This window comes from Streptomyces griseoflavus (assembly GCF_014649995.1).
Classification (GTDB): Bacteria; Actinomycetota; Actinomycetes; order Streptomycetales; family Streptomycetaceae; genus Streptomyces; species Streptomyces griseoflavus.
Window position 1 is genome coordinate 192642 of sequence record NZ_BMUC01000009.1, and the last position, 22698, is coordinate 215339.

Sequence of the window (22698 nt, forward strand, 5' to 3'; positions counted from 1 at the left end):
GCATGGCCCTCACCCTCAAGCCCGGACACTCGTGGGACATCCACCAGACCTACGGCCGGCTCCTCGATACCGGAACCGTCCCTGACAAGACCTGGGTCGCCCTCATCGTCGACGACCGCACAGGCGCTTTCGTCGTCGACTCCGGACTCCACGCAACCCGCAGCGAAGCCGTCGCCGCCGCCGTGACCAAGTACAGGCAGTAGCCCGCCCACAACCGCACCAGCGGCGTATAGGCCCGCACCAACAACCAGAAGTGACGCCCGTCACGCTCTATCGGCACTCTCGGAGCCGACGCCAATTCGCATCCCCGAGACAGTAGAGCCACCAACTCGAACCCACCAGGAGGAACCCATGGCACGCAGCCCCAAGGAACTCGCGCAGCAGGTCATCAACGAGATCGCCGAAGGCGCGGTCGACGCCACCCGCCAAAACGTGAACTTCGGCACCCGCTACGGCAGCCAGAGCACCACGAACGTCTCCGTTGGCGGCGACCGCATCAGCGGCGACTACCACGCAGGCGACTACGCCGAGAACGTCTACGGCGACCAGACCAGCTGCTAACCCGGTCGGAAGGCCGTCTACCGCCAGGCGCACGGCTACCCCACCCGCTAACCCGACACGAAGCCCGGAGACCCGCCATGTTCGCAGAGCTGTTCGTCCTGCTGTACGTCGCTCACCTTGCCGCGGACTACCCGCTGCAGACCGACGACCAGGCCGCACACAAGGCGGACTCCGGAGTGAAGGGGTGGCAGGCCAACCTGATGCACGCCGGAACTCACGTCGTGGCGTGCGCGGTCGTCCTCGCGGTCGCGGCCGTCGCCTTGGACGAGACTCCCGGCGTCTGGGAGGGCATCGCGGCGCTCGTCTGGATCGGCGGCACTCACGCGGTCATCGACCGCAGGTGGCCCATCCGCTGGTGGATGGAGAACACCGGGCAGAAGGAGTTCATTCAGCACGGTGGTGCGGCGCACGTCGACCAGGCCGCGCACGTCATCGCATTGGCTGTTGCCGCACTCGGGATGGCTGCCTGATCGGCCGACAACGAGGGGCCCCGGTCGTTCACTCGACCGGGGCCCCTCCTGTCACAACTCGGACACACCGGCCCCACGCTGACCTCGTCCTGGCGCATGATGCCCACCCGAACCAACACCAGGGGGGCCCGTGTTCAACCGTGACCCGGAGAAGGCCGCACAGAAAGCCGCGGCCAAGGCGCAGAAGAAGCAGCAGCGGCAGGAAGCAGCCGAGCAGCGGCGAGCCGACGCCGAAGCACTCAAAGCATGGCGGGCAGCACACCCCGCCGAGAAAACCCTCAACACCGCGGCCATGCTGAAAATGTGGCCCTCGTCGAAGATGGGCGTGACCGCACTCGGCCCGATCAAGGGCGGCACCGCAGAGTTCGTCAACGCCGGCGCCCACAAAGCCTGGACCGCAACCAGGCTCATCGCTGGCGCCGCCACCCTCGGAGCGTCCGCCGTCGCCACCGGCCGGAAGAACAAGGGTGCCGCCGTCATCAACGTGACGTTCGGGAACGGGGCTGCGGAGACGTACACCGTGAAGCCCGAGCCGGCCTATCTCAAGGCCGCCAACCAGTACGTGACCGCGTTCAACACCCTCGCCGCGCAGCTGGCGGAGGAAGACGACGCCTAGCCGGCCACTTCAAGGCCCTGGCCGTCGTCGACGGTCGGGGCCTTCCGTGTGGGTACGGCGCGGGCGAGCCACCGGCCGTCGGTCATGTAGCGGGGCATCATCACCGGCTGGAACCCGGCATCGACCAGCTGCGCGAGGCCTTCGACGCACTCGTCTTCGGTGTCCGCCTGGATACTCACCCGGATCGCCATACCCGCAGTGTGCCCCGCCCAGGAGGCGGGCGGGGCGGAAACACGGAAGCGGCCTGCCGGGGGGGTTGTCCGGCGGGGCGCTTCGTTATGCGGTGCGGACGCCGTTCGAACGACCCGGCATGAGGGGCGGTGGCGGCGTGGGGCTGCGGCGGGGCACGTGGGGAAGGGAGTGGTCGGGTCGGAGCAGGCACCACCAGTCTAGGCCGCTGGCCATGCCGCATTCGTAGCGGTCGGCGCGGGCAAGCTGCGTCTCTTCGCTCATGCTGTGGACTCCTCGTCCGAGCGGACTGGTCCCTCGCGGAACCAGTGGTCGGTGATCAGCGGCGGGCGGGTGGTCATGGGCGCCACGACTCCTTGTAGCCGGGCCGGTCCGCGTAGATAGAAGCTATGATGCGGATCTGCCTGCCGAGTGCGGCTGCGATCTTCACGTAGGAGTCGGCGCCGTCAACGGCCTGCTGGAAGACCTGCTGGTAGTGCGCGAGGGCCTGCCGCTTGGCCTCGACCTCTCGCAGCACCCGCGCCGGATCATGCTCTGCGATGTGGTCGGCTGTCTCGTCCTCATCCGGATGGAGTACGACGGGGATCGGCTCGCCGGCGCGGACCGGGAGGCCCTCTACGGCGACGATCCCAGTGGCGTCTGCGCGGGCCACCCACTCACCGCCGCCGCGCTGCCGTTGAGCCACCCACGCGATCCGCTCGTCCTCGTCGAGCTGGGCGCGTAGCCACTGCACGAGGTCATCCATCCTGCGGCTCCTGGTGGTTGGCCTGCTCTGTCGTCTTCTTGCTGATGCCGGGGCCGCCGATCTGTTCGGGCGCGCGGGTTGGCTGAGTGTTGCCGGGCCAGCGGATGTGCCAGCGGATGTACTCACGGATGAGTCGTGCGCGGTTGCGGTCGCCGACTGCTTTACCAAGGGCTTCCCACTCGTCGTCGGGGATTCGGATCGGGCGCATCGGGGTGTGCCGCTCGGTGTTCTGCTTGGCCATACGGTCATCGTAGGGATGTATATGCATGCGTTCCACCATAGGGGTTGCTGTGTATATGCACTAGGGGCTACGGTGTGCATATACACGAACCGTTCGGTGGTCGCGCACAGCGGCCTGCCGCGTGATCGGAGTCCGCATGACCCACGCCGCCCAGGCCGCGATCGTCGCCGCCGGTACCGCCGTCGTCCTCGCCCCTATTGACCCGCAGCTCCTCCGTGGCGACGAGCCCGAGCCGGCGCCCCTGACCTTCACCGCCCTCCTCCTCGCCCACGCCAAGGCCGAGCTCGCCGCGAAGGTGCGCGCCGCCCTCGGCATGCCCGGCCGCCAGATGCGCGAGAACGAGAGCGAGACCGCCCGCCGCGTCGGCGTGTGGTCGCAGCACGAACTGAACGCCGTGTACGAGCGGGTCGGCGGCACCGTCACCACCCGCACCGTCCAGCGCTCCACCTACGGCAGCGAGTCGACGTGGGAGGCCACCGAGATCACCGTCACCGTCGACCTGCCCGGCGTCGGCACCGTCGAGGTGTTCACCGACTGGTACGAGGAGTACGGGGGGCGCGACCTGCCCCTCATGCAGGCCATCGCTGGCGCCGACCTCATCGCCGCCTGAACCAACTCCAGGGCCCGGCCCACCGGCCGGGCCCGCCGATCCACCGCGCAACCGAAACCGGGGGAACCACCCATGCGCAACTACGCCACCGCCCAGCTGATCGGCGACCGCACCCACCAGTGCGACGCCACCGCCGTGTCCACCGCCCCGTCCGGGGCCCGCGCCTACGTCCTCCTCGACGGCATCGGGTCGTCCGACGAGGTGCGGGACTGGACCCGCCAGGCTGCCCGCCGTCTCGCCCGTGCCGCCGCGCGTCGCGGTGACGCCGAGGCCGGCCTGCGCGCCGTCTACAGTCGGTACGCGTCCGAGCCCGACCGGCAGGGACCGTGGGGAATCGGCGCCAAGGCCGCTGCTGTCGTCGCCGTCACCGCGCCCGGCCAGCCGCTCACCGTCGCCTGGTGCGGCGACGCCCGCGCCTACGCGGTCCGCGGCAGCACCGCCCGCCGGCTCACCAACGACCACAACCTCCGCCGCATCTTCCCGCCCCGCGACGGCAGCCCCGGCGGCAACCGCAACATCGTCACCTCCTGCCTCGGCGCGGTCGAGACCGACGAGGAGACCATCAACGAGTGCGGGCACCCCGCCATCGAAACCGCCGTCTACCGCGCCGACACCTTCCGCCTGGTGCTCGCCTCCGACGGCGCCTACGAGCCGCACGAGGACGCCGGCCACCACCTCCCCGACCAGCTGATCGGCATGCCCGGCGAAGCCGCCCGCCACTTCGTCGACACCGCCGTCGCGACCGCCCGCGCCGTCGCCAACCCGTATGCCGACAACGCCACCGTCCTCATCGCCGACATCCGGCCCAAGTAGGGAGCCTCGCATGCCCGCCGTCCCCGCCTTCACCCCCTGCCCCGGCGGCTTCATCACCGCCCAGACCCTGCCCGACGGCCGCTACCTCGTCGAGGGCTTCGTCCTCACCCTCAACCCCATCGACGACCCCGACACCCCCCGCACCGACCCCGCCTACCACTGGATCGCCGCCAACGAGGACGAGGCCCGCAAGCTCGTCGCCGAGTTCACCGCCGACCTCACCCGCCTCGCCAGCCGCAAGGACGCCTGATGCCCGTCACCATTGCCTTCCACCGCGTGGTCGTCCGCGCCCCCAGCGAGGAGACGGCCACCGGCTGGCACGTGGTCATCCCGCCCGCCGACGCCTTCGACCCGCTCCACGTCCGCGTCACCCCGGTCGCCGAGGTTCGGGCCGGCGACACGGTGATCGGCACGATCCAGCCCCACCACGACCACCTGCTGAACCCGATCGACCGGGCGCAGTGGGTGTCCTACTTTTCCCACGCCTCGAAGCCGCAGACCGGGGACGCCCACCCGTTCGACCCCCGGCACTGCGGCTGGTGCACCCACAACGGGCAGCTCCGGCAGATCGGCGCCGGCTCCGACTGGTGGACCGTCGACGGCTGCACCACCTACTCGCCCGACAGCCTCCTCCTCGTCGTACCCCGCGAACTCGTCTGACCCCGGAAGGATCCCGCATGAACGCCGAAACCCAGCTCGCCATCGCCGTCGCCCACGAGAAGGCCGCCAGCCTGTGGGAGCAGGCCGCCTACGAAGCCGACATGGAAGGCGACGCCGCCACCGCGATCCTCCGCATGGAAGCCGCCGACCACAACAGGCGCGCGGCCCAGGACGTACTCCCCGCCGACCGGTGGGAAGTCCGCCGCGGAAACGAACTCCTCCACGTCGCAACCACCCGGAACGAGGCGGAGGCCCGAGGGCAGGAACTGATCCGTAAGGAGACCGAAACGCCGGACGTCGACATCCGGTGGGTGTGCCTGGGCTGCGAGTACGAGGACATCGAGTGCCCGACCTGCGAGCAGGGCCCGCCGAAGTACCTGACGGCGCGAGGGGCTCTCACCAGCTTGACCTACTCCATCGACCGCTACACGACGGCGTGACCGTCACCCTGGGAGGCCTTCGTGTTTGACATCCCCGACACCGTCACCGAGACCATTCGCGTCGGCCAGCTCACCGCGGGCCGCATCATCTTCCTGCCCATGGCCGGACACCGAGTCGAGGTGGAGTCGGTGCGCGCCGATGGCCGGTACGTCCACGTCGACACCACGCACGGACACGCGTTCATGTGGCTCGCCACCGACCACCTGCGCGCCCTCCGTTGAACCAGCCCAGGTGGGCCCGCACCGAACCAGTGCGGGCCCACAAGCATGCCCGACCGTGCCATTGGCCCAGCAATGTCAACCCTGTAGTGCACCATTGGCTCAAGCGTCACCCGCTTCCCGCACCACACGAGGAGCCCGCCGTGCACGACCACCCCACCCCCGAAGACGGCTACGAATGGCCGACCTGCGTCACCCCCCGCTGCAAGCGGCAGCTCTGGGTCGCCGAAGCCAATCGATGGGCATGCAGGCCCTGTGAGGACGCCACCGCCCAACGCATCCGCGAACTCCCCGCCCTCTTCGCCCAGCTCGACACGACCGCGGCGTTGATGCGCGGCTCCCGACGACCCGGCGGCGCCACCTCCGGCAGCAAGACCCCGCCGATTCCACCCCGGCTGGAAGTCCTCGCCCTTGTCGGCCCCGGCGGAATCGACGCCCGACTGTCCGCAATCGAAGACGCGTGGCGATCCGCCCTCGGCTGGACCATCGCCCCCTGGCGCGGCTCCCCCAAGCAAGCCATCCCGCACCTGGTCGAGTTCCTCAGCAACAACCTCCTTTGGGCCTGCTCCAGCTATGAGGAGATCGGGCAAGACATCGACGACCTCCGCAAGCTCCACGCCGAATGCGCCGCCCTCGCAGCAGGAGAGAAACGGCCCGGCCGCGTCCAAATAGGCCTCTGCCCCACCGTCGTTAACGACAACTGGTGCGGCACACAGCTCACCGCATCCACCGGCAGCCACCGCATCCACTGCCCCGAATGCGGCAACAGGTGGGAAACGCTGGGGGAGTGGCGGGAACTCCGCGCCGCACAAGAACGGGTACTCGCAGAAGCGGCAGGAGTTGCGGCATGACGATCGCCATCCTCGCCATCGTCATCAGTCTCGGCTCCATCATCGTCAGCGGCATCTCGATCTACCTTGAATGGAGGTGGCGATGACCTGCACCGGTCGACTCGCCAGCTGCGGGCCGGTCGTTGCCCGCTGGACCGGCCACAACGGCTACACATTTCTGCTCTGCCAGTCCTGCCTCGACGCCTGGTTCGACAACGCCGACGACGATGACGCCCTCGAACCGGCGGCGTGGGAATGGATCGAGAAGCGACGCGTCTGGAAGTTCCACTCGATGATGGTCCTCCCCGACCCACCACACGTCGCGGAGGCCATCCGCGACCTCCGCCGCTATGGCGCGGCGCGCTACTGGAGGTGAGGGCAACGTGACCGCCCCGCTGCCGCATGCGGCGGACAGTCTGCCGATCGTCACCGCCAACGACGGCCAGCCATACCTGCCCTGCGAAGCCGTCCTCATCCTCCTCCGAGCCATCGCCACCTCCTGCCGAGACCTCGCCGACGACCTCGACTGCGACCTCCACACCGCCGGCGCCGCCATCGACGTTGAAGCAGACGCCCTCGAGTTCCGCGCCATCGCAGCCACCCAGGAGACCCCATGAGCGACATTGCCGACTTCCTGCGGGCCCGGTACGGCGAACGGCGGGCCGTCGCCGAAGCGGCAGCATCCCTGCAAGACGATCCGGAGAACGGCTGGGTGATCGCCGACGACTCTGCCTATGCCATGCCGGGCAAGCGGCGATACATCTCCCCGCACATCGGCCTGACGCACGAGCCGGAGTCAGCCGACCACATAGTCGCCAACAACCCCGCCGTCGTCCTCGTCGACCTCGACGCCAAGCTTGCTCTGATCGACGAGATCGAACCGCAGCTCGAAGAAGACCCACCAACCGATGCAGAACTACACGCCCTCGAATCCCACCCTGCCTGGAAGTACCGCACCACCAGCGGACCCCGGAAACAATGGGCCGACGTCGACGTGCCACCCTGCGACGACCACGGAGAACCCGAACCCGGCTGGGAACGCAACGTGGATGCAGGCCGCGACGGCTGGGAACGGTGGGACTACACCGAAGAGTCCTACTGGCGTCGACTACGACCCGAGGGACCACTCAAGCCGCGCATCCCGCGCGCGCTGAAGATCCTCGCCCAGCCGTTCGCCGGTCATCCCGACCACAAGGGCGAGGAGTGGGCTCCGTGACCGCCCCACCCTGGGGGCACAAACCGCCCGCCGTCGAAGACGTCACCACCTACTGGACCAGCAAGCCACCCTCCATCTCCCAGCGATGCAACTACTGGATCATGCGGCACCACAACGGAACATGGCGAACCAACCGATGGCTACGGCGAGACGGCTACCACGCCGCCGCCGAACGACTCGGCATATGGATCTGGGAATACCTTCACCTCATCCGCCCGCTCCTCGACGAAGACGACAGCCGGAACTAGGCAAGCCACTTGACGAAAATCCGCCTATCTGTAATCGTGATCCTTGATCGTGGAACACGAGTCACCACACGCTTCTGGAGCCCCCGCCGTAAACATCCCGGTGGGGGCTTTCGCGTACCCAGGGGAGGTGCCGTGGTCGCCTACCCCAACCCCGACGGGCTCGACATCCACTTCGCTCAACTCGAAGGCAACCGCGACCTCGGCGACCTCTGGGAAGCCGCCCGCACAGCCGGCGTGAAACCCGGCACCATTCGTGTCTGGGTCACCCGCAAGAAGATCGAACCAGTCCTCATCGCCGAGACCGGACCCGTCTTCCACCTCCCCACCGTCAAAACCGCAGCGGAAGGCGGCGCCAAACACCGGCCCGCCGACCCCGCAGCCAACAGCCGTGGCCCTCACCAGCACGCTGCCTGATCTCCCTGCGCTGGTCATCGCAGGGCCGGCCTCGTAGCGCCATCGCGCTCGGCCACTCGTCCGCCCTGGTCCTAGTGGGGGGCCAGGGCGGACAACAACCCCGTGCGGGGCGGACCGGTCGCCGCCCCAGTCCCGCCGCCCACCCCGTCCCGGGCGGCGGGACACCCAACAGCAAGCGGTCTGATTGGAGAACGCAATGGCCAGCATCGTCTTCAATCAGGCCCTCGGCCGCATCGCACACCTCGCTTCCCTCCCCGCAGCGAACGACGGCCTCGTCCTCATCGCCCTCGAAGCCAGCGGCCTCGAAACCGACGCCGTCCTCCGCGACAAGCAGACGTTCGCCGCCGTCGTCGCCGGCACCACCAACGAACAGACCAGCGTCGGCCGCAAGCCGCTCAGCGCGGTCACGGTCACCGTGGACGACGCCAACGACCGCGTCGCCATCGACGCCGCCGACATCACCTGGACCGCCCCCACCGGCAACCCCGTCGGCGCCGTCGTCATCTGCTACGACCCCGACACCACCAGCGGCACCGACGCAGACCTCATCCCGCTCACCAAGCACGACCTGACCTGGACCCCCGACGGCAACAACTTCGTGCTGACCATCGCGGACTTCTGCCGAGTCAGCTCCACCGCCTGAGCCGTGGCCAGCATCAGCGACGACTTCAACCGCCCCAACAACAGCGACCTCGGCGCCAACTGGATTGAGGTGTCCGGCGACTGGTCCATCGCCTCCAACCAGCTGTCCCCAGGCGCATCCGGCGGCACAATCATCCTCCGCGCCGCCACACCCATGGCCAGCAGCGACCACTACGCGCAGGTCACCATCGCCGCCACCACCACAGCCAGCCAAGGCGTCTGGTGCCGCGGCAACGCCAACATCACCTCCGGCTACCTGTGGCGCAACAGCGGCACCTCCTGGGACCTCTTCGCCGTCGTCGGCGGCTCCTTCGTCATGATCGGCACCTACGCTGTCGCAGCAGCACCCGGCGACACCGCCCGAGTCCAAGCCGTCGGCTCCACGATCAAAGCGTCCGTCAACGGCGTCCAGCGGGTCTCCGTCACCAACACCGACGTCCCCACCGGCACCAACGTCGGCATCCGATCCGAGTCCGTCGGCGCCCTGCGCTACGACGACTTCACCGCAGCAGACATCGCCGCAGGCGCCACCCTCGGCACCGCGGCCTCCACCGACACCGCGCAAACCCTCGCCGGCGCCAAGACAGCTGTGCTCAGCCCTGCGCTCCAAACCGCGACCGCACGCAGCCTTGTCGGGGCCAAGGCGTCGCTGCTACCCGCCGCGGTACAAACCGAGGCCGCCCAGCCCCTCGCGGGCACGGTCAGCCGAAGCCTCGACACCGCCACAACCCACGAGGCGGGCCGGCCCCTCGAAGGCGCCAAAAACGCCGCCCTCGCCCCCGCCCTGGAGACCAACACAGCGAGACCACTCGTCGCAGCAGGCCCCGACCAGGACATCGACATCACCGTAGGCACGCCACACAGCGCGCCCTACACGGCAAGCCCACCGGCCGCCAGCAGCTGGAAGGTGGGCGCGCCATGCTGATCCCCGCCACCTCCACCGAATACCTGCACATCCCCGTCACCGCCCCCGCCGGCATCGACCTCACCAGCACCCCAGTGCGGATCGCCGTCGTCGCACACGGAGACAACCCCGCCGCCGGCGAGTGGCAAACAGCCGAATGGGCCGACAGCCAAGCCCGCATCCTCATCGGCCCCGACAGCGGCACACTCCTCACCCGCGGCACCTACCGCGTCTGGATCGCCATCGACCCACCCGGGCCCGAAAACATCGTCCGCCTCTCCGGCACCCTCAACATCACCTAACCCCCCCTCGCGCCCGCGGCGCCCAACCGAGGAGGCCGCGTGGCCGACAACCTGACCAACACCGGCGAGAACCGCGTCCTGGACTTCATCCTGGGCCTGTCCGCCACAGCCCCCACGCCACCACTGAAGGTGGCGCTCGTGACCGCCGCAGGCAGTGACGCGGCAGCCGGAACCGAAGTGACCGGCGGCTCCTACGCCCGGCAGAACCTCAGCGTCGGTGCCGCGGTCGGCGGGGCCACCACCTCCTCGGCCGACCTCGTCTGGGCAGGAATGCCCGCCGGGACGATCGTCGGCTGGGAGATCTGGGACTCCGCAGGCACACCGGTGCGACTCTGGTACGGGCCGCTCAACGAACCGAAGACCCTGTCGGCAGGCGACGAGTACAGGATCGCGGCCGGCGATCTGGACCTGTCGATCAGTTGAGGGAGGCGACATGCCGTCCCTGTCCACGCTGGTCGACAACTTCAACGCCGCAGCGCTGAGCCCGGAATGGGGCAACGCCTACGGCGGCACGTCGGTGGTGGCAGGCCAGGCCCGGGTGCCCTGCACGGTCGGCTACGCCGGCTGCCAGACCGGGTACGCGTGGACCCTCGCCGGAGCAAGCTTCTTCGTGCAGGTGCCGACGACGCCGAACCCGACCGGCGCGACCGCCGAAGCCTATGCGGCAGTGACCGTGCAGGGCACCGTCGAAGGCACGCGCGTCGGCTTCATCATCAACAAGGTCACCGGCATGCTGCGGTGCGTGTCCGAGACGGGCTACTGGGACGACGCCGCTGTCGAACTCGCCTACGACCCGGTCGCGCACCTCTTCCTCCGGCTCGCCGACGACGGCACCAACCTCACCTGGTCCACCTCACCCAACGGGACGACGTGGACAACCCGGCGCACCCTCGCCACCCCAGCCTGGATCGCGGCCGACGCCGAACTGTGCGCCCTCGACATGAGCGCCCACCGCGACGGCGGAGCCGACGACTACGCGGCCTTCGACTACTTCAACACGCTCGATGACGGCGCCGTCAGCTTCGGCAGCGGCGAAGGCAGCGCCCAATCCTCCGCCACCGCGGTCGGCATCCTCGTCGCCCACGGCACCGCTACAGGCGCAGCCACGGCCACAGCCACCACAGCCGGGGCAGCCGCCTACCACGGCACCGCCACCGGCAGCGCCCAGAGCAACGCCACCGCCGTGTCCGCCGACACCGACATCCCGGAGGTGGCCGAGTTGTCCGCCGGAGACTGGGACCTGTACATCGAGCAAGGCGCCACCTTCCTCCAGCGCTTCACCGTCGACGACGACCCCGACTTCACCTGGGACGGCTGGACAGCCCGCTCACAAATCAGGTCCGAAGCCTCCGCGCACGGCGACCTCCTCCTCGACCTCACCGACTACCTCACCATCGACGGGCCAGAGATCCGCATCCAAATCCCCGCCACAATCACCGAAACCCTCACCCGCAACGGGCGCTGGGACCTCGAAGTCGTCAACGGCTCGACCGTCGTCCGCCTCCTCAACGGCCGGGCCATCGTGTCGCCGGAGGTGACCCGGTGAGGATCCGAGTCTCCGGTGAACGCCCCATCGACGCGATCACCGTCAACGGCGCCCCCTCCCGCATCGTCACCGTGACCGCCGGCCTCGTCTCCTCCGTCAACGGGAAGACCGGCGGCGTCACCATCGACGCTGAAATGGTCGGCGCCGACCCGGCAGGCTCCGCCGCGGCAGTCCTCGACACGGCAGTCCAAGCAGCCACCGACGCGCAGGCTGCGGCCATCGAGACAGCCGCAGCCGACGCCACCGCGAAAGTCACCGCACACGCCACCGCGACCGACCCCCACGGCGACCGCGCCTGGGCCAGCGGCCAGTTCCTCCCTGCCAGCGGCGGCACCCTCACCGGCGGATTCTTCGCCGACCTGCCCGTCCGAGTCCTCTTCGCCAAAACCACCAGCACGACGCAGCACGCCGGCACCTTCTACCAGGCAGGCACATCCGGCGCGCACGTATCCGCACTCAACGTCGTCTCCGACAACCCGCAAGGCAGCGCGTTCCAGCTGTCCGGCAAAGAGACCGGCCTCGGCACCGCGAAGATCTCCCACCTCAACCCCGGCCCCGACATCAACAGCGACGCCGGCGCCGCAGCCCTGTCGCTGGACCTGAAGCGCAACGGCATGGGCGGCACGGCCGCGCAGGGCATCTTCGTCACCGCGACCGAAGGCGCCACCACCGGCAACCTCATCGTCCTCCGCAACAACGGCAGAGACGACTTCGTCGTCAAAGGCAGCGGACGCGCCGGCGTCGGAATGGACATCGGAGAAGCACCCGAAGCGTCACTCGAGGTCAAGCAGCCCGACACGACCACACCCGGCCTCGTCGTCTCCGGCATCGCCTCCACCACGTCGCCGCTGTTCCAGACCAAGACCAGCGCCGGCACCGCCACCTTCGAGATCGGCAGCAGCGGGGCGATCGTGCACCGAGCTGTCGCCTTCTTCACCGGCGCCCTCCAGCTCGGCTCCACCAGCACCGACTTCGGAGGCTCCGGCGGCGTCGTCCTGTCGATGAAGAACGCCACCACCGCACCGTCGACGAACCCCACCGACGGGGTGATCGCCTACGCGCAAGGCGGCGTCTTCAAGGTCCGCTCCGCCGGCGGAGTCATCTTCGACACCACCCGGCGCACCGTCACCGGCGCCAAGGGCGGCAACGCCGCGCTGACCAGCCTGCTCACACAGCTCGCCACCATCGGACTCATCACCGACAACACCACCTAACCCACACCCCGGAGGCCCGCGCCCATGGCCGCCACACCAGACCTGCCCCTGTGGGCATGGAATCTGATCATCGCCATCCAGCGACACGAAGAACTCCACGGCAAGGAAGACGCCTGCCTCGGGGGCGTCCTCAAAGCCGTACCCGCCGACGTCCGTCACCAGGCAGAAGCGATCAGCAGCTACGTCCAGAAGGCCAGCGGTAACCAGATCGCCGACAGCGCCCTCAAGAACTTCGCGAACATCATGGGCGACTTCTTCAGCGACGCCAGCCCTCGGCAGGAGGAGGCGGTCGACGGATGACGCAGCCCCGCGAGTCCGGCCTCTACGACTGCCCGCACTGCACGGACGCCGTCGTCGACCTCGACGAGCACCTCAAGACATGCACCGCGCGCAAGCAAGACGAACTCGCCGACGCCCACCGGCTCATCGCCGAACACGAGCAGCAGCAGACCAAAGCCTGCCTCGCCGAGATCGAGCAGGTGCTCGCCAAGTACGGGCGCCGCCTCCAGATCACCCAACCGCAGATCAGCATCGTCCCCACGTAGGAGACCGCCATGCCCACCAGCGACAACGAGGGCAAGGACTGGTCCCTCGACAAGTTCCGCTACCACCTGCCGAACACGGTCACGGATGTCGGGCCGGGTGAGGGGACCTACGCGAAGCTCTTCCGACCCGTGCACGGGGGCGTGTGGTGGACCTGCATCGAAGTCCACGGACCCTACGTGAAGCGCTTCCGCCTGAAGTCGACGAAGACCCGCAAGATGTACGACGAGCCCCACGTCATGGACGCCCGCAAGGCGCCCGACCACCTCTTCCACCGGGATCTCGTGATCTTTGGGGATGTGCTGGAGCACGTCGAGCGGGACGACGCGGTCGCCCTGCTCCAGCGCGCAGAGGCGGCCGGGGCGTGGAACATCCTCGTCAGCGTGCCGATCGTCGACTCCCCGCAGGGCGAGGTCGACGGCAACCCGCACGAGGCGCACCTGCACCAGTGGGATGCGGACGACATGGACGCCGTGATGGCGAGTCTCGGCGGGAAGGTCGAGTCCATGCGTGGGAACACGCTCGGCTGCTGGTGGTGGACGCGGACGTGACCGCCCAGATCTTCCGCTTTGAGGTTCCCGTCGACGACCGGTGGCATGAGATCGCCGGATGCAGCACCCCGCTGCACGTCGGCTGCCGCAGCCCCTGGACCGTCGAGTTCTGGGCCTGGCAGCGCGAAGACCTCCCCGCCCGACGCTTCCGCGTCTTCGGCACCGGACAGCCCATCCCCGACGGCACCCACTACCGGGGCACGACCATCGCACCCGGCGGACAACTCGTCTGGCACCTCATCGAACACCCCTGAACCACAGGAGCCCGCGCCATGGCCCGCTACCGCAAGCGCCCCGTCGAGATCGAAGCCCACCAGTGGCACCAGAACGGAGACCACCCGCAGGACGGACCGGCTGACCGAGAAGGCAAGGTCGTCCGCTACTTCCGGCGACCCGAACCGGAGTACAGCGGTCAGCTCACGCACGAGCCGTGCGGCCGGATCTGGCACGACCACGGCTGGATCGACACCCTCGAAGGCGGCCACACCGTCTGCCCCGGAGACTGGATCATCACCGGAGTGCAGGGTGAGTTCTACCCCTGCAAGCCCGCCATCTTCGCCGCCACCTACGAGGCGGTGACCGGCTGATGGCAGGCGTACCCAGCTACCGGCAGCTCGCCGAACGCACCCTCGACCAGACCGCGCAGGAACTCAACGCCATGCCGCAAGGCACCGTCTCCACCCACGAGATCCAGGCCCGCGCAGCCAAAGCCCAGGTCTACGCCCTGGTCGCAGCCACTCAGGCCCTGCTGGAGATCGGCGACGTCCTCCGCGAGAACCTCAAGCGAGGTGACGCCTGATGGCCCGCCTGCAGATCCTCGAACTCCCCGAAGGCAGCGGCGACGACCGGCCGCCGTTCGTCCTCGTCATCGACCAGTGGGACGTCGACACGCTCGAAGCCACCACCATGCTCACCGAGTACTGGGACGCCTTCGGCAAGAAGATCGGCGCCCGAGGCGTCCTCTTCTGCGACCGCACCATCGACATCCCCGCCAACGACACCACCGCATACCTCGACGCCCCGTCCGCAAGGCAGGAAGTCGTAGTCGAGCTCGCCGGACAAGACCCGCAAAGCGTCATCGACGCAGCGATACGGAAGGCCAAGGACGACCCGCAAGCAAGGCTCCAGTGAGCGGCGATACCGAACGCAGCCCTGAGGAGTAGACGTGCCGGCCTATCTCGTCATCCACCCGCGGGACCAACGGCGCGACGACCTCCGCCTCTCAGGCGACGACCTCACCCTCCGCTTCGAAGCCGGCTGGGCCATCTTCACCGACAGCCAAGGCGACTGCCTCGCCATCCCTTGCGGGCAAGGTGCCAGCATCCAACGCGACGATGAGCCGCTGCCCGAGGGGGAACTGACAGGCGGTGCGCAGGCGTTGAATAAGTAGGACCCCGGCGAGTGCGCTAACACTCCCGGGGCGTGGCCGATCTGATGAGAGCAGACCGACATGACCAACGCTACACGCCTCTGTGACCGCTGCGGCGCAGACATCAGCGCCCTGCACCGGAACGCCCGGCGCTGCAAGACCTGCCCCACCCGCCAGCCACTGGGTGCCATACCCGAACGCGCCTGCGAGATCTGCGGCACCATCTACATCCCGAAGCGGCGAGACTCCGTCTGCTGCTCACGGGCTTGCAACGGGCTCCGCTACAACCGCCTCTACGCCGCCCGACAGAAGGCCGCAGAACCAGAGCGGACCTGCCCCGGCTGCGAGACCACCTTCAAGGCGTGGCGCACTGATCAGAAGTACTGCACCCCCGAGTGCGGTAACCGGCACCGAGCCCGCCGCGCTTACCAGTACGCAGACCTTTCTGACCGCCCCTGTCAGCGCTGCGGCACAGTCTTCACCCCCAAGCAGTCCACCTCCGTGTACTGCTCCCGGTTGTGCAGCCGCCGTGTCACCTACGCCCGATACCGGCCGCAACGCCTCGCAGCCACCAAGGCTTGGGTGAAGGCCAACCCGGAACTGCGACGAGCCATAGCGGCGCAATACAAGGCCAATCGCAGGATGTGGGAGCAGCTCAACCCAGGCAGCGTCGGCATCCTCAGCAAGGACTGGCGCAAGCTCGTCCGCCACTACCGCCACCGCTGCGCCTACTGCGGCGGCAACGAAGGCGGCATCCACATGGAGCACGTCATACCTCTCTCCCGCGGAGGCCGGCATGCCATCGGCAACGTCCTCCCCGCCTGCCAAAGCTGCAACCTGTCAAAGGGAGCCAAGCTCGTCGCTGAATGGAAGCGAGATGATTCCGCATGGTCGCCGGACGTGAAGCAACCCCCGGAGATGCCGCTGACACTGAGCGCCTGATGCGCTACTGGGCCGAGGGCCCCGGTGCAGCCAAGATCGCCTGGGGATCAGAGGGGGACTTCGAGCGCTGCCGAGTCCAGCTGGGGAAGTACGTCAAGCCCGGCCGGATGCTCGACGGCCTCTGCTCCAACCTGCACAAGCGGGCCACCGGAGAACGCCCCGGCCCCAACGCCCACGGCGGCAAGGACACAGACTGATGCCCAGCCAAGGCCGGCGATCATCACCCCTGCCGAAGGGCTGGCACCGCATCCGCGGCCGCATCCTCAAGCGGGACGGCCACGTCTGTCAGTGGCCCCTCGCAGCCGGCGGCCTGTGCGGAGAGCCAGCCAACCAGGTGGACCACAAGCAAGGCGCCGCCCTGGGCGTCGACGATCACAGTGACGCGAACCTCTGGGCCCTGTGTCAGTGGCACCACGATCAGAAGACAGGTCGTGAGGCATCGGCCGTGGCACATGCCAAGCCTCCTCGGCGACGGCCGGCCGAGGCTCACCCCGGCTTGATCAACTGAGTCAAGTCGACCTTGATCGATCTCAGGGTGATCATGCCTCCAAGATCACCCTGGGGGGTGCCTCCAAGATCATTTAGATCTGAGGATCGGGCACGTTAGCTTGGCGCGATGCGCGCGACTCTGGGGATCTCGTGATCATGGCCTGACCTGCGGAAACGCCCCTGAGGCGTCGCCGGCCTGCACGGCCCCTCGCGTGTCACGAACCTGTATCAGTGCAGGTCACAGCACAGATTGGCGTCACGCATCGCCGTAGACTGGGATGCATGAAGACGAAGCGCTGCGAGCACTGCCGGGAGCACCTTGGTGCACGGCATGCGCACAATGCGCGCTTCTGCTCGGGCCGCTGTCGCATGGCTGCTCACCGAGCCCGCCAGCGGAAGTCGGATCCGGTCCCGGCCGCGATGACACGCCGTTCTCAGTGGGTTCGGTACAGCGACCGCAAGGTGCCGTTGTCGGCCCGCGGCCCAAGGAGGGCGCCGGCCTCGTCGACCGACCCGGAGACCTGGAGCTCATACAGTGCGGCGAAGCGGTCGACGACTGGAGTGGGTGTCGGCTTCGTCTTGAGCCCGGTGGATCGCCTGGTGTGCATCGACCTCGACCACGCCTTGCATGGCGGCGTGCTGGCCGGCTGGGCGCGAGAGATCGTAGATCGGGTGCCGCGCACGTACATTGAGGTGTCGCCGTCCGGTACTGGCCTGCACATCTGGGGCTACGGAACCGTAGGCCGGGGGCGCCGGATCAGGCGCGGAGAGGCCTGCGTCGAGGTGTACGACCGTGGCCGCTACATCACGATGACGGGCAAGCCGTTCGAGGGTGCTCCGTCTTCATTGGCTGATCTCTCGAAGGTGCTCGACGACTTGCTGTGAGGGGGTGACCCTGATGGCTGGTCGCGGCATGGCGCCGAAGGCGACGCGGTCACGCGCCCGGGATTCGAAGGCCCGGGATGCGGAGCTGAACCGCGTAGAGGACGACGGGGAGCTGCGCGGCCCGCTACTCCCCGAGGGTGTTCTTCCCGACGACGAGGATTGGCATCCGCGGACCCGGCAGTGGTGGGAGACGTGGCGTAGGTCGGCGCAGGCGCAGGTGTTCATCGAGACGGACTGGGACTTCCTCCTCGACACAGCTCTGCTGCACCACGTGATGTGGACGAAAGGCCGCTGGGAGTTCGCGTCTGAGGTGCGGCTGCGCGCAGCGAAGTACGGGGCCACCCCGGAGGACCGGATGCGGCTCAAGCTGAAGATCGAGACTCCGGCTGACAAGCAGGCTCCAGTGGAGACGCCGCGGTCGACGTCGGATCGGCGGAAGAACCTGCGGATTGTGAGCGAGGACGCCGGTTAGGGGGTGCCATGCCGTGGCGTGGCCCCCAGTACGACGGCGAGTTCCCTTCGCTCGGGCATCAGATCGTCGACCACATCGAGGAGTACCTCTGTCACGGCCCTGGCGACGTTGTCGGCGAGCCGATCGAACTGGACGATGAGTTCTACGCGTTCATCGTCAAGGCATACCGGCTGGATCCGGAGACGGGCCGGCGGGTCTACCGCAGGGCTTTCCTGTCCCGGGCGAAGGGCCGGGCAAAGTCGGAGATCGCCGGGATGCTGGTGTGCGCCGAGGCGTTGTTCCCGGTGCGGTTCGACGGTTGGGATGCGAATGGGGAGCCTGTCGGCCGGCCGGTGAAGTCGCCGTTCATCCGGTGCCTGGCCACGGAAGAGGGCCAGTCCGGGAACACCTACGACAACGTGTCGACGATGCTCGAGTATCTCATCGAGCACCATGGCGATGACTTCCCCGGTATCGACATCGGCAAGTCGGCGCAGTCGTCGAGCCGGATCATCCTTCACCACCAGCGGGGTGAGATCACTCCGTCGACTGCGTCGTCCGCAGCGAAGGATGGCGGTAAGGAGACCTTCGCGGTCTTCGACGAGACCCACCTGTACGTGCTGCCGGAGCTGCGGCGCATGCACGGCACGGTCCGCAGGAACTTGCGTAAGCGCAAGGAAGCCGAACCGTGGTGCCTTGAGACGTCGACGATGTACGAGCCGGGTCAGGACTCGGTCGCCGAGGCGACGCACACCTACTTCAAGGCCATCCGTGAGGGCAGGATCCGTGACGCCGATGCGGCGGGCCTGCTCTTCGATCACCGGCAGGCCGCGGACGGCATTGACCTTGCTGACCGAGACGCCTTGCTCGCTGGCCTCAAGGAGGCTTACGGGCCGGCGGCGGCCTGGATGGACCTGGACGGCATCATCGCCGAGATCTGGGATCCCCAGTCCGCGCCCTCCGACTCCCGCCGGTACTGGCTGAACCAGCCGGTCGCTGCGGAGGACGCGCTACTGGACCCGGGGGAGTGGGCCAAATGCGCGTCGGATGAACGTCTGAAGGACGGGGACGAGATCGCGCTCGGCTTCGACGGCGGCAAGACCGACGATGCGACTGCGCTCATCGCAATGCGGGTCTCCGACCGGCTCGTGCAGCCGCTAGGAATCTGGGAGCGCCCCGAGGGCCCGCTGGGCAAGAACTGGGAAGTCGACCGCAAGCAGGTCTCCGACCTGGTGGCGCACGCCTTCGGCCGCTTCCAGGTCCGGGCGATGTTCGCGGACGTCAAGCTGTGGGAGTCGTACATCGACGAGTGGGGCGAGACGTACCGCGACGAGCTGTTGGTGAAGGCGTCGGCACGGTCGCTGATCGGATACGACATGCGCGGCCATCAGCAAGAGCTGACGAAGGCTACCGAGGCGCTGGTGCAGGCCATCCTCGACCGGAAGATCGTGCATACCGACGACCCGGTTTTGAAGCGGCATGTAGCCAACGCCCGCCGCAGGCCGAACAAGTGGGGCGTCTCCTTCGGTAAGGAGTCGCGGGAGTCCCCGAAGAAGGTGGACGGTTTCGCGGCGATGCAGTTGGCGGACATGGCCAGGCGCGCCTTGCTGGCGTCGCCGGACTGGTCCAAGAGGCAGAAGAAGCGGCAGCGCACTGGGCGCGTCCACGGGTTCGCGTGAGCGAGGGAGGGGGCGCGCTGTGCCGTTGATGGGCAATGACGAGGCGGTGTCGACGGCACGGCGGCTGCTGAAGCTGCGCGAGGTGGAGCAGCCACGGCTCCAGCGGATCGCCGACTACATGGCCGGCAAGCACGCGAGCGTCTACGTTCCTGCGGGTGCGCGTGCCGAGTACCGGTGGCTGATCGAGCGGGCGAAGGTGAAGATCCTTCCGCTGGTCGTCACGGTGGTATCGCAGAACATGTATGTCGACGGCTATCGGCCGAAGGGCGCGGACGACAACGCTTCGCCCTGGCGGGTGTGGCAGGCGAACAGGCTGGACGCCCGCCAGCATGGCGTGCACCGGGCTGCCCTCACCTACGGCGCCGCCTATGTGGTGGTGATGCCGGGCAAGCCGGTTCCCGTGATCACGCCGTTCTCGCCGCGGCGTCTGACTGCGCTGTATGCGGATCCGGTGAACGACGAGTGGCCGCTGTTCGCGATCGAGGACCGCGTGGAGAACACGGCGAAGGGCCAGCGGCGTGTGGTGCGTGTGTACGACGACCAGGCCCGCTACACGCTTGTCGGCAACGTCGACGGCTCCGGTCTGAAGCTGGACGAGAACGGCGTGATGCGACACGACTTGGGCGTGTGCCCGGTGGTCCGCTTCGTCAACACGGATGACCTTGACGGCGACGGCGTGATCGGTGAGGTCGAGCCGCTCATCGATGCGCAGGACCAGTTGAACATGACCACGTTCAACCTGCTCATGGCGCAGCAGTATGCGGCGTTCCGGCAGCGCTGGGTCACGGGGATGGCGCCGCCTCAGGACGACGACGGCAACCCGATCGAACCGTTCCGCTCGCGCGTCGACGGCGTCTTCATCGCCGAGGACGCGGACACCAAGTTCGGCGAGTTCGGCCAGACGGACCTCAAGGGATATCTCGAAAGCCGCGAGGCGACGATCCGGCACATGTCGACTCTGTCGCAGGTGCCGCCCTACCACCTGCTCGGACAGATGGTGAATCTGTCCGCTGAGGCACTCGCCGCGGCCCGTGACGGTCTCGACCGGAAGATCGATGAACGAGAGTCCCTGTTCGGTGAGGGCTGGGAGCAGGCTCTTCGCCTCGCCGGCCTGGCCTCGGGTGACCACTCGGCGTGGGAGGACACCGAGGCCCAGGTCGTGTGGCGGGACACGTCAGCGCGGTCGCTCGCCCAGACGGTGGACGCCCTGGGCAAGCTCGTGACGATGCTGGGGGTGCCTCCGCAGGAGCTGTGGGAGAAGATCCCGGGCGTCACGCAGACCGACGTGGAGCGCTGGAAGACGACAGCCGAGCAGGGTGACTCGCTGGGCCGGCTGAACGGCATCATCGAGAAGCAGATGAAGGCATTGGATCCTCCACCTGCTGAGCCCTCTCCGATGCCGGACCTGGTGCTCTGATGGCCAACCCCGGAGCGCCCCAGCGGTATCGGCGTATCCAGGCCCTGGCGGCGGCCCGCCTTGCACGGCACGTCTTGCAGGTGTGGCGAGAGCTGATGAATCCGGCGAAGATCGACGCCTCCTGGCCGGCTGTTCAAGCAGCGCTCAAGCCGGTGGTGCAGGAAGCCCGCGAGCAGTCCGCGGTTCTGGCCCGGTCCACTTACATGGACGCTCGCCGCGATGCGGGGATCGACGACGGCGACTTCACCCCAGAGGATCCACTGCCGCTCCTCGTCCACCGCCTGGAACGCGCTCTCGACGTGACGGGTCCAGTCGAGTTCAAGAAGGCCATTGCCGCAGGCAAGACGCCTCAGCAGGCCATGGATGCTGCCGCTGTCCGTCTCGTCGGGAGCACTCAATACCTGGCCTTGGAAGGCGGCCGGCAGGCCATGCAGCGGTCGATCGAGGCCGACGAGCAAGCCACGGGCTGGGCGCGGGTCACGGACGCTGATCCGTGCGCTTGGTGCGCGATGCTCGCCTCGCGAGGGCCGGTGTACAAGTCAGCGAAGACCGCGGGTGATCCACGGCAGGGCGGCAACCGCTACCACGACCACTGCGGGTGCCAGGCGTGGCCTGCGTTCACGAACGACGAGCCGTTCATCGGTGTCGCCGAACAGCTTTATGACGACTGGCTGCGGACAACGCGAGGCCACGGCGGCAAGCACGCCGTCAACGCGTTCCGCCGCTGGTGGGAGTCCGAGGGCAGGGCCGCCTACACCGCGCCCGACCGCCCCTGATCTCAAGCTCTGGCGTCCTGGTGGCGTCAGCTAACCGAATATCGCCCGCGTCTGCGGGGACCTTAGGGCCGTGCTGGACACGGCCCTTTCTCATGCCCAGAACGAGGAGGGACCGTGCAGGACACGGCCGACACCACGCAGACTGCAGGACAGTCTGACGCCAACACCGCCGACATCGCCCAGCAGCCGGACGTACAGCCCGGCGGCGGAACGCAGGACACCTCGGCAAACCAGCAGCCCCAGGGAACGGACCCGTGGGCGGACCCCGAGGCGGCCCGCAAGGAGATCGAGAAGCTCCGTAGGGAATCGGCGGGCTGGCGCACAAAGTACCGCGAGGCCGAGCCGCAGCTGACCGAGTACCAGCAGTGGCAAGAGTCGCAGAAGACCGAGCAGCAGAAGCTCCTCGACGCCAAGGAGGCGGCGGAGCGCCAGCTCGGTGACCTGCGCGCCACCAATACCCGCCTGATGGCGGCGGCCACGCACAACATCCCGCCGGACCTGATCGACCTGCTCGGCTCCGGCAGCGACGAAGAGATCAACGCGCGTGCGGAGATCCTCGCCGAGCGACTCAAGGCGTCCGCGCCGGCCGCCGCTCCCGCATCGCAACGGCCCGTCGAGGCCCTCACCCCGGGCGCCGCTACGGCGTCCGGATCAGCCACGGCCAGCCCGGACGAATGGATCCGGCGCATGGCCGGCCGCTAACCACGTTCACCGCA

The 22698-nt window shown here is 68.3% G+C and carries 40 protein-coding genes; 37 read left to right on the top strand and 3 right to left on the bottom strand.

Features of this window, described 5'->3' with window-relative positions; translation table 11 throughout:
* Window positions 1-2: 2 nt before the first annotated feature.
* From IE172_RS20240 to IE172_RS20255, 4 genes are all read left to right on the top strand, one after another.
* A complete protein-coding gene (locus tag IE172_RS20240; RefSeq protein WP_190098659.1) occupies window positions 3-203 on the top strand; it encodes a hypothetical protein in 201 nt (66 codons plus the stop codon).
* 148 nt (window positions 204-351) lie between these two features.
* A complete protein-coding gene (locus tag IE172_RS20245; RefSeq protein ID WP_190098660.1) occupies window positions 352-561 on the top strand; it encodes a hypothetical protein in 210 nt (69 codons plus the stop codon).
* Between the two features lie 77 nt (window positions 562-638).
* Complete coding sequence (locus tag IE172_RS20250) at window positions 639-1031, top strand: DUF3307 domain-containing protein (RefSeq protein ID WP_190098661.1); 393 nt, start codon at window positions 639-641, stop codon at window positions 1029-1031.
* A 130-nt stretch (window positions 1032-1161) separates the two neighbouring features.
* Entirely contained in the window at window positions 1162-1647 is a 486-nt protein-coding gene (locus IE172_RS20255; RefSeq protein WP_190098662.1) for a hypothetical protein, read from the top strand.
* Here IE172_RS20255 and IE172_RS20260 read toward each other — a convergent pair.
* The 3 genes from IE172_RS20260 to IE172_RS20270 form a co-directional block, all read right to left on the bottom strand.
* Window positions 1644-1838, bottom strand: a complete 195-nt coding sequence (locus IE172_RS20260) for a hypothetical protein (RefSeq protein WP_190098663.1) — start codon at window positions 1836-1838, stop codon at window positions 1644-1646. The two genes, IE172_RS20255 and IE172_RS20260, sit on opposite strands and share 4 nt — an antisense overlap.
* 335 nt (window positions 1839-2173) lie before the next feature.
* On the bottom strand, window positions 2174-2581 hold the full coding sequence (locus IE172_RS20265) for a DUF6221 family protein (RefSeq protein ID WP_190098664.1): 408 nt from the start codon (window positions 2579-2581) through the stop codon (window positions 2174-2176).
* Entirely contained in the window at window positions 2574-2822 is a 249-nt protein-coding gene (locus IE172_RS20270) for a hypothetical protein (RefSeq protein WP_190098665.1), read from the bottom strand. Before IE172_RS20270 ends, IE172_RS20265 begins: the two co-directional genes overlap by 8 nt.
* Before the next feature lie 136 nt (window positions 2823-2958).
* On the opposite strand from IE172_RS20270, the gene IE172_RS20275 reads away from it, so the two are divergent.
* The 33 genes from IE172_RS20275 (at window position 2959) to IE172_RS20435 (ending at window position 22684) form a co-directional block, all read left to right on the top strand.
* Complete coding sequence (locus IE172_RS20275; protein ID WP_190098666.1) at window positions 2959-3432, top strand: hypothetical protein; 474 nt, start codon at window positions 2959-2961, stop codon at window positions 3430-3432.
* A gap of 72 nt (window positions 3433-3504) precedes the next feature.
* Window positions 3505-4245: a PP2C family serine/threonine-protein phosphatase gene (locus tag IE172_RS20280; RefSeq protein WP_190098667.1), complete on the top strand. Its 741-nt coding sequence runs from the start codon at window positions 3505-3507 to the stop codon at window positions 4243-4245.
* Between the two features lie 10 nt (window positions 4246-4255).
* The gene (locus IE172_RS20285) at window positions 4256-4495 is read left to right on the top strand and encodes a hypothetical protein (RefSeq protein WP_190098668.1); all 240 of its coding nucleotides are present in this window, start codon (window positions 4256-4258) and stop codon (window positions 4493-4495) included.
* Window positions 4495-4905 carry a hypothetical protein gene (locus IE172_RS20290; RefSeq protein ID WP_190098669.1) on the top strand — a complete coding sequence of 137 codons (411 nt, stop codon included), beginning with the start codon at window positions 4495-4497 and terminating at the stop codon, window positions 4903-4905. Before IE172_RS20285 ends, IE172_RS20290 begins: the two co-directional genes overlap by 1 nt.
* Window positions 4906-4922: 17 nt before the next feature.
* On the top strand, window positions 4923-5345 hold the full coding sequence (locus tag IE172_RS20295) for a hypothetical protein (RefSeq protein WP_190098670.1): 423 nt from the start codon (window positions 4923-4925) through the stop codon (window positions 5343-5345).
* Between the two features lie 21 nt (window positions 5346-5366).
* Window positions 5367-5567: a hypothetical protein gene (locus tag IE172_RS20300; RefSeq protein ID WP_190098671.1), complete on the top strand. Its 201-nt coding sequence runs from the start codon at window positions 5367-5369 to the stop codon at window positions 5565-5567.
* A 140-nt stretch (window positions 5568-5707) separates the two neighbouring features.
* Entirely contained in the window at window positions 5708-6415 is a 708-nt protein-coding gene (locus tag IE172_RS20305) for a hypothetical protein (RefSeq protein WP_190098672.1), read from the top strand.
* 82 nt (window positions 6416-6497) lie between these two features.
* Window positions 6498-6770: a hypothetical protein gene (locus tag IE172_RS20310; protein WP_190098673.1), complete on the top strand. Its 273-nt coding sequence runs from the start codon at window positions 6498-6500 to the stop codon at window positions 6768-6770.
* A gap of 7 nt (window positions 6771-6777) precedes the next feature.
* Window positions 6778-7011: a hypothetical protein gene (locus IE172_RS20315; RefSeq protein ID WP_190098674.1), complete on the top strand. Its 234-nt coding sequence runs from the start codon at window positions 6778-6780 to the stop codon at window positions 7009-7011.
* A complete protein-coding gene (locus IE172_RS20320) occupies window positions 7008-7610 on the top strand; it encodes a DUF6221 family protein (RefSeq protein ID WP_190098675.1) in 603 nt (200 codons plus the stop codon). The genes IE172_RS20315 and IE172_RS20320 overlap by 4 nt, the downstream gene beginning before the upstream one ends.
* 380 nt (window positions 7611-7990) lie before the next feature.
* Window positions 7991-8272, top strand: coding sequence for a hypothetical protein (locus IE172_RS20325; RefSeq protein WP_190098676.1), 282 nt, complete (start codon window positions 7991-7993; stop codon window positions 8270-8272).
* Window positions 8273-8468: 196 nt separating this feature from the next.
* Window positions 8469-8915 carry a hypothetical protein gene (locus IE172_RS20330; RefSeq protein ID WP_190098677.1) on the top strand — a complete coding sequence of 149 codons (447 nt, stop codon included), beginning with the start codon at window positions 8469-8471 and terminating at the stop codon, window positions 8913-8915.
* Window positions 8916-8918: 3 nt separating this feature from the next.
* A complete protein-coding gene (locus IE172_RS20335; protein ID WP_190098678.1) occupies window positions 8919-9839 on the top strand; it encodes a hypothetical protein in 921 nt (306 codons plus the stop codon).
* Window positions 9833-10120 (top strand): hypothetical protein, encoded by a 288-nt coding sequence (locus IE172_RS20340; protein ID WP_190098679.1) that lies wholly within the window; start codon window positions 9833-9835, stop codon window positions 10118-10120. The genes IE172_RS20335 and IE172_RS20340 overlap by 7 nt, the downstream gene beginning before the upstream one ends.
* A 39-nt stretch (window positions 10121-10159) precedes the next feature.
* Entirely contained in the window at window positions 10160-10543 is a 384-nt protein-coding gene (locus IE172_RS20345; RefSeq protein ID WP_190098680.1) for a phage tail fiber protein, read from the top strand.
* A 10-nt stretch (window positions 10544-10553) separates the two neighbouring features.
* Entirely contained in the window at window positions 10554-11666 is a 1113-nt protein-coding gene (locus tag IE172_RS20350; protein WP_190098681.1) for a hypothetical protein, read from the top strand.
* Window positions 11663-12880, top strand: coding sequence for a hypothetical protein (locus IE172_RS20355; RefSeq protein WP_229886207.1), 1218 nt, complete (start codon window positions 11663-11665; stop codon window positions 12878-12880). The genes IE172_RS20350 and IE172_RS20355 overlap by 4 nt, the downstream gene beginning before the upstream one ends.
* Window positions 12881-12904: 24 nt before the next feature.
* Window positions 12905-13180, top strand: a complete 276-nt coding sequence (locus tag IE172_RS20360; RefSeq protein ID WP_190098682.1) for a hypothetical protein — start codon at window positions 12905-12907, stop codon at window positions 13178-13180.
* Complete coding sequence (locus IE172_RS20365) at window positions 13177-13425, top strand: hypothetical protein (protein WP_190098683.1); 249 nt, start codon at window positions 13177-13179, stop codon at window positions 13423-13425. The genes IE172_RS20360 and IE172_RS20365 overlap by 4 nt, the downstream gene beginning before the upstream one ends.
* A 9-nt stretch (window positions 13426-13434) precedes the next feature.
* Window positions 13435-13974, top strand: coding sequence for a class I SAM-dependent methyltransferase (locus IE172_RS20370; protein ID WP_190098684.1), 540 nt, complete (start codon window positions 13435-13437; stop codon window positions 13972-13974).
* On the top strand, window positions 13971-14228 hold the full coding sequence (locus IE172_RS20375; RefSeq protein WP_190098685.1) for a DUF7352 domain-containing protein: 258 nt from the start codon (window positions 13971-13973) through the stop codon (window positions 14226-14228). Before IE172_RS20370 ends, IE172_RS20375 begins: the two co-directional genes overlap by 4 nt.
* Before the next feature lie 18 nt (window positions 14229-14246).
* The gene (locus IE172_RS20380) at window positions 14247-14561 is read left to right on the top strand and encodes a hypothetical protein (RefSeq protein WP_190098686.1); all 315 of its coding nucleotides are present in this window, start codon (window positions 14247-14249) and stop codon (window positions 14559-14561) included.
* Entirely contained in the window at window positions 14561-14773 is a 213-nt protein-coding gene (locus IE172_RS20385) for a hypothetical protein (protein WP_190098687.1), read from the top strand. The genes IE172_RS20380 and IE172_RS20385 overlap by 1 nt, the downstream gene beginning before the upstream one ends.
* On the top strand, window positions 14773-15105 hold the full coding sequence (locus IE172_RS20390; RefSeq protein ID WP_190098688.1) for a hypothetical protein: 333 nt from the start codon (window positions 14773-14775) through the stop codon (window positions 15103-15105). Before IE172_RS20385 ends, IE172_RS20390 begins: the two co-directional genes overlap by 1 nt.
* A 34-nt stretch (window positions 15106-15139) precedes the next feature.
* Window positions 15140-15364: a hypothetical protein gene (locus IE172_RS20395; RefSeq protein ID WP_190098689.1), complete on the top strand. Its 225-nt coding sequence runs from the start codon at window positions 15140-15142 to the stop codon at window positions 15362-15364.
* A gap of 60 nt (window positions 15365-15424) precedes the next feature.
* Window positions 15425-16285: an HNH endonuclease gene (locus IE172_RS20400; protein WP_190098690.1), complete on the top strand. Its 861-nt coding sequence runs from the start codon at window positions 15425-15427 to the stop codon at window positions 16283-16285.
* Entirely contained in the window at window positions 16285-16482 is a 198-nt protein-coding gene (locus IE172_RS20405; RefSeq protein ID WP_229886209.1) for a hypothetical protein, read from the top strand. The genes IE172_RS20400 and IE172_RS20405 overlap by 1 nt, the downstream gene beginning before the upstream one ends.
* A gap of 574 nt (window positions 16483-17056) precedes the next feature.
* On the top strand, window positions 17057-17659 hold the full coding sequence (locus tag IE172_RS20410; RefSeq protein ID WP_190098692.1) for a bifunctional DNA primase/polymerase: 603 nt from the start codon (window positions 17057-17059) through the stop codon (window positions 17657-17659).
* Between the two features lie 13 nt (window positions 17660-17672).
* On the top strand, window positions 17673-18131 hold the full coding sequence (locus tag IE172_RS20415; protein ID WP_229886233.1) for a phage terminase small subunit: 459 nt from the start codon (window positions 17673-17675) through the stop codon (window positions 18129-18131).
* 8 nt (window positions 18132-18139) lie between these two features.
* Window positions 18140-19789, top strand: a complete 1650-nt coding sequence (locus IE172_RS20420; RefSeq protein ID WP_190098693.1) for a terminase large subunit domain-containing protein — start codon at window positions 18140-18142, stop codon at window positions 19787-19789.
* Between the two features lie 28 nt (window positions 19790-19817).
* The gene (locus IE172_RS20425) at window positions 19818-21206 is read left to right on the top strand and encodes a phage portal protein (protein ID WP_190098798.1); all 1389 of its coding nucleotides are present in this window, start codon (window positions 19818-19820) and stop codon (window positions 21204-21206) included.
* Window positions 21206-21982, top strand: coding sequence for a VG15 protein (locus IE172_RS20430; protein ID WP_190098694.1), 777 nt, complete (start codon window positions 21206-21208; stop codon window positions 21980-21982). Before IE172_RS20425 ends, IE172_RS20430 begins: the two co-directional genes overlap by 1 nt.
* 114 nt (window positions 21983-22096) lie before the next feature.
* Window positions 22097-22684, top strand: coding sequence for a hypothetical protein (locus tag IE172_RS20435; RefSeq protein WP_190098695.1), 588 nt, complete (start codon window positions 22097-22099; stop codon window positions 22682-22684).
* Window positions 22685-22698 lie beyond the last annotated feature (14 nt).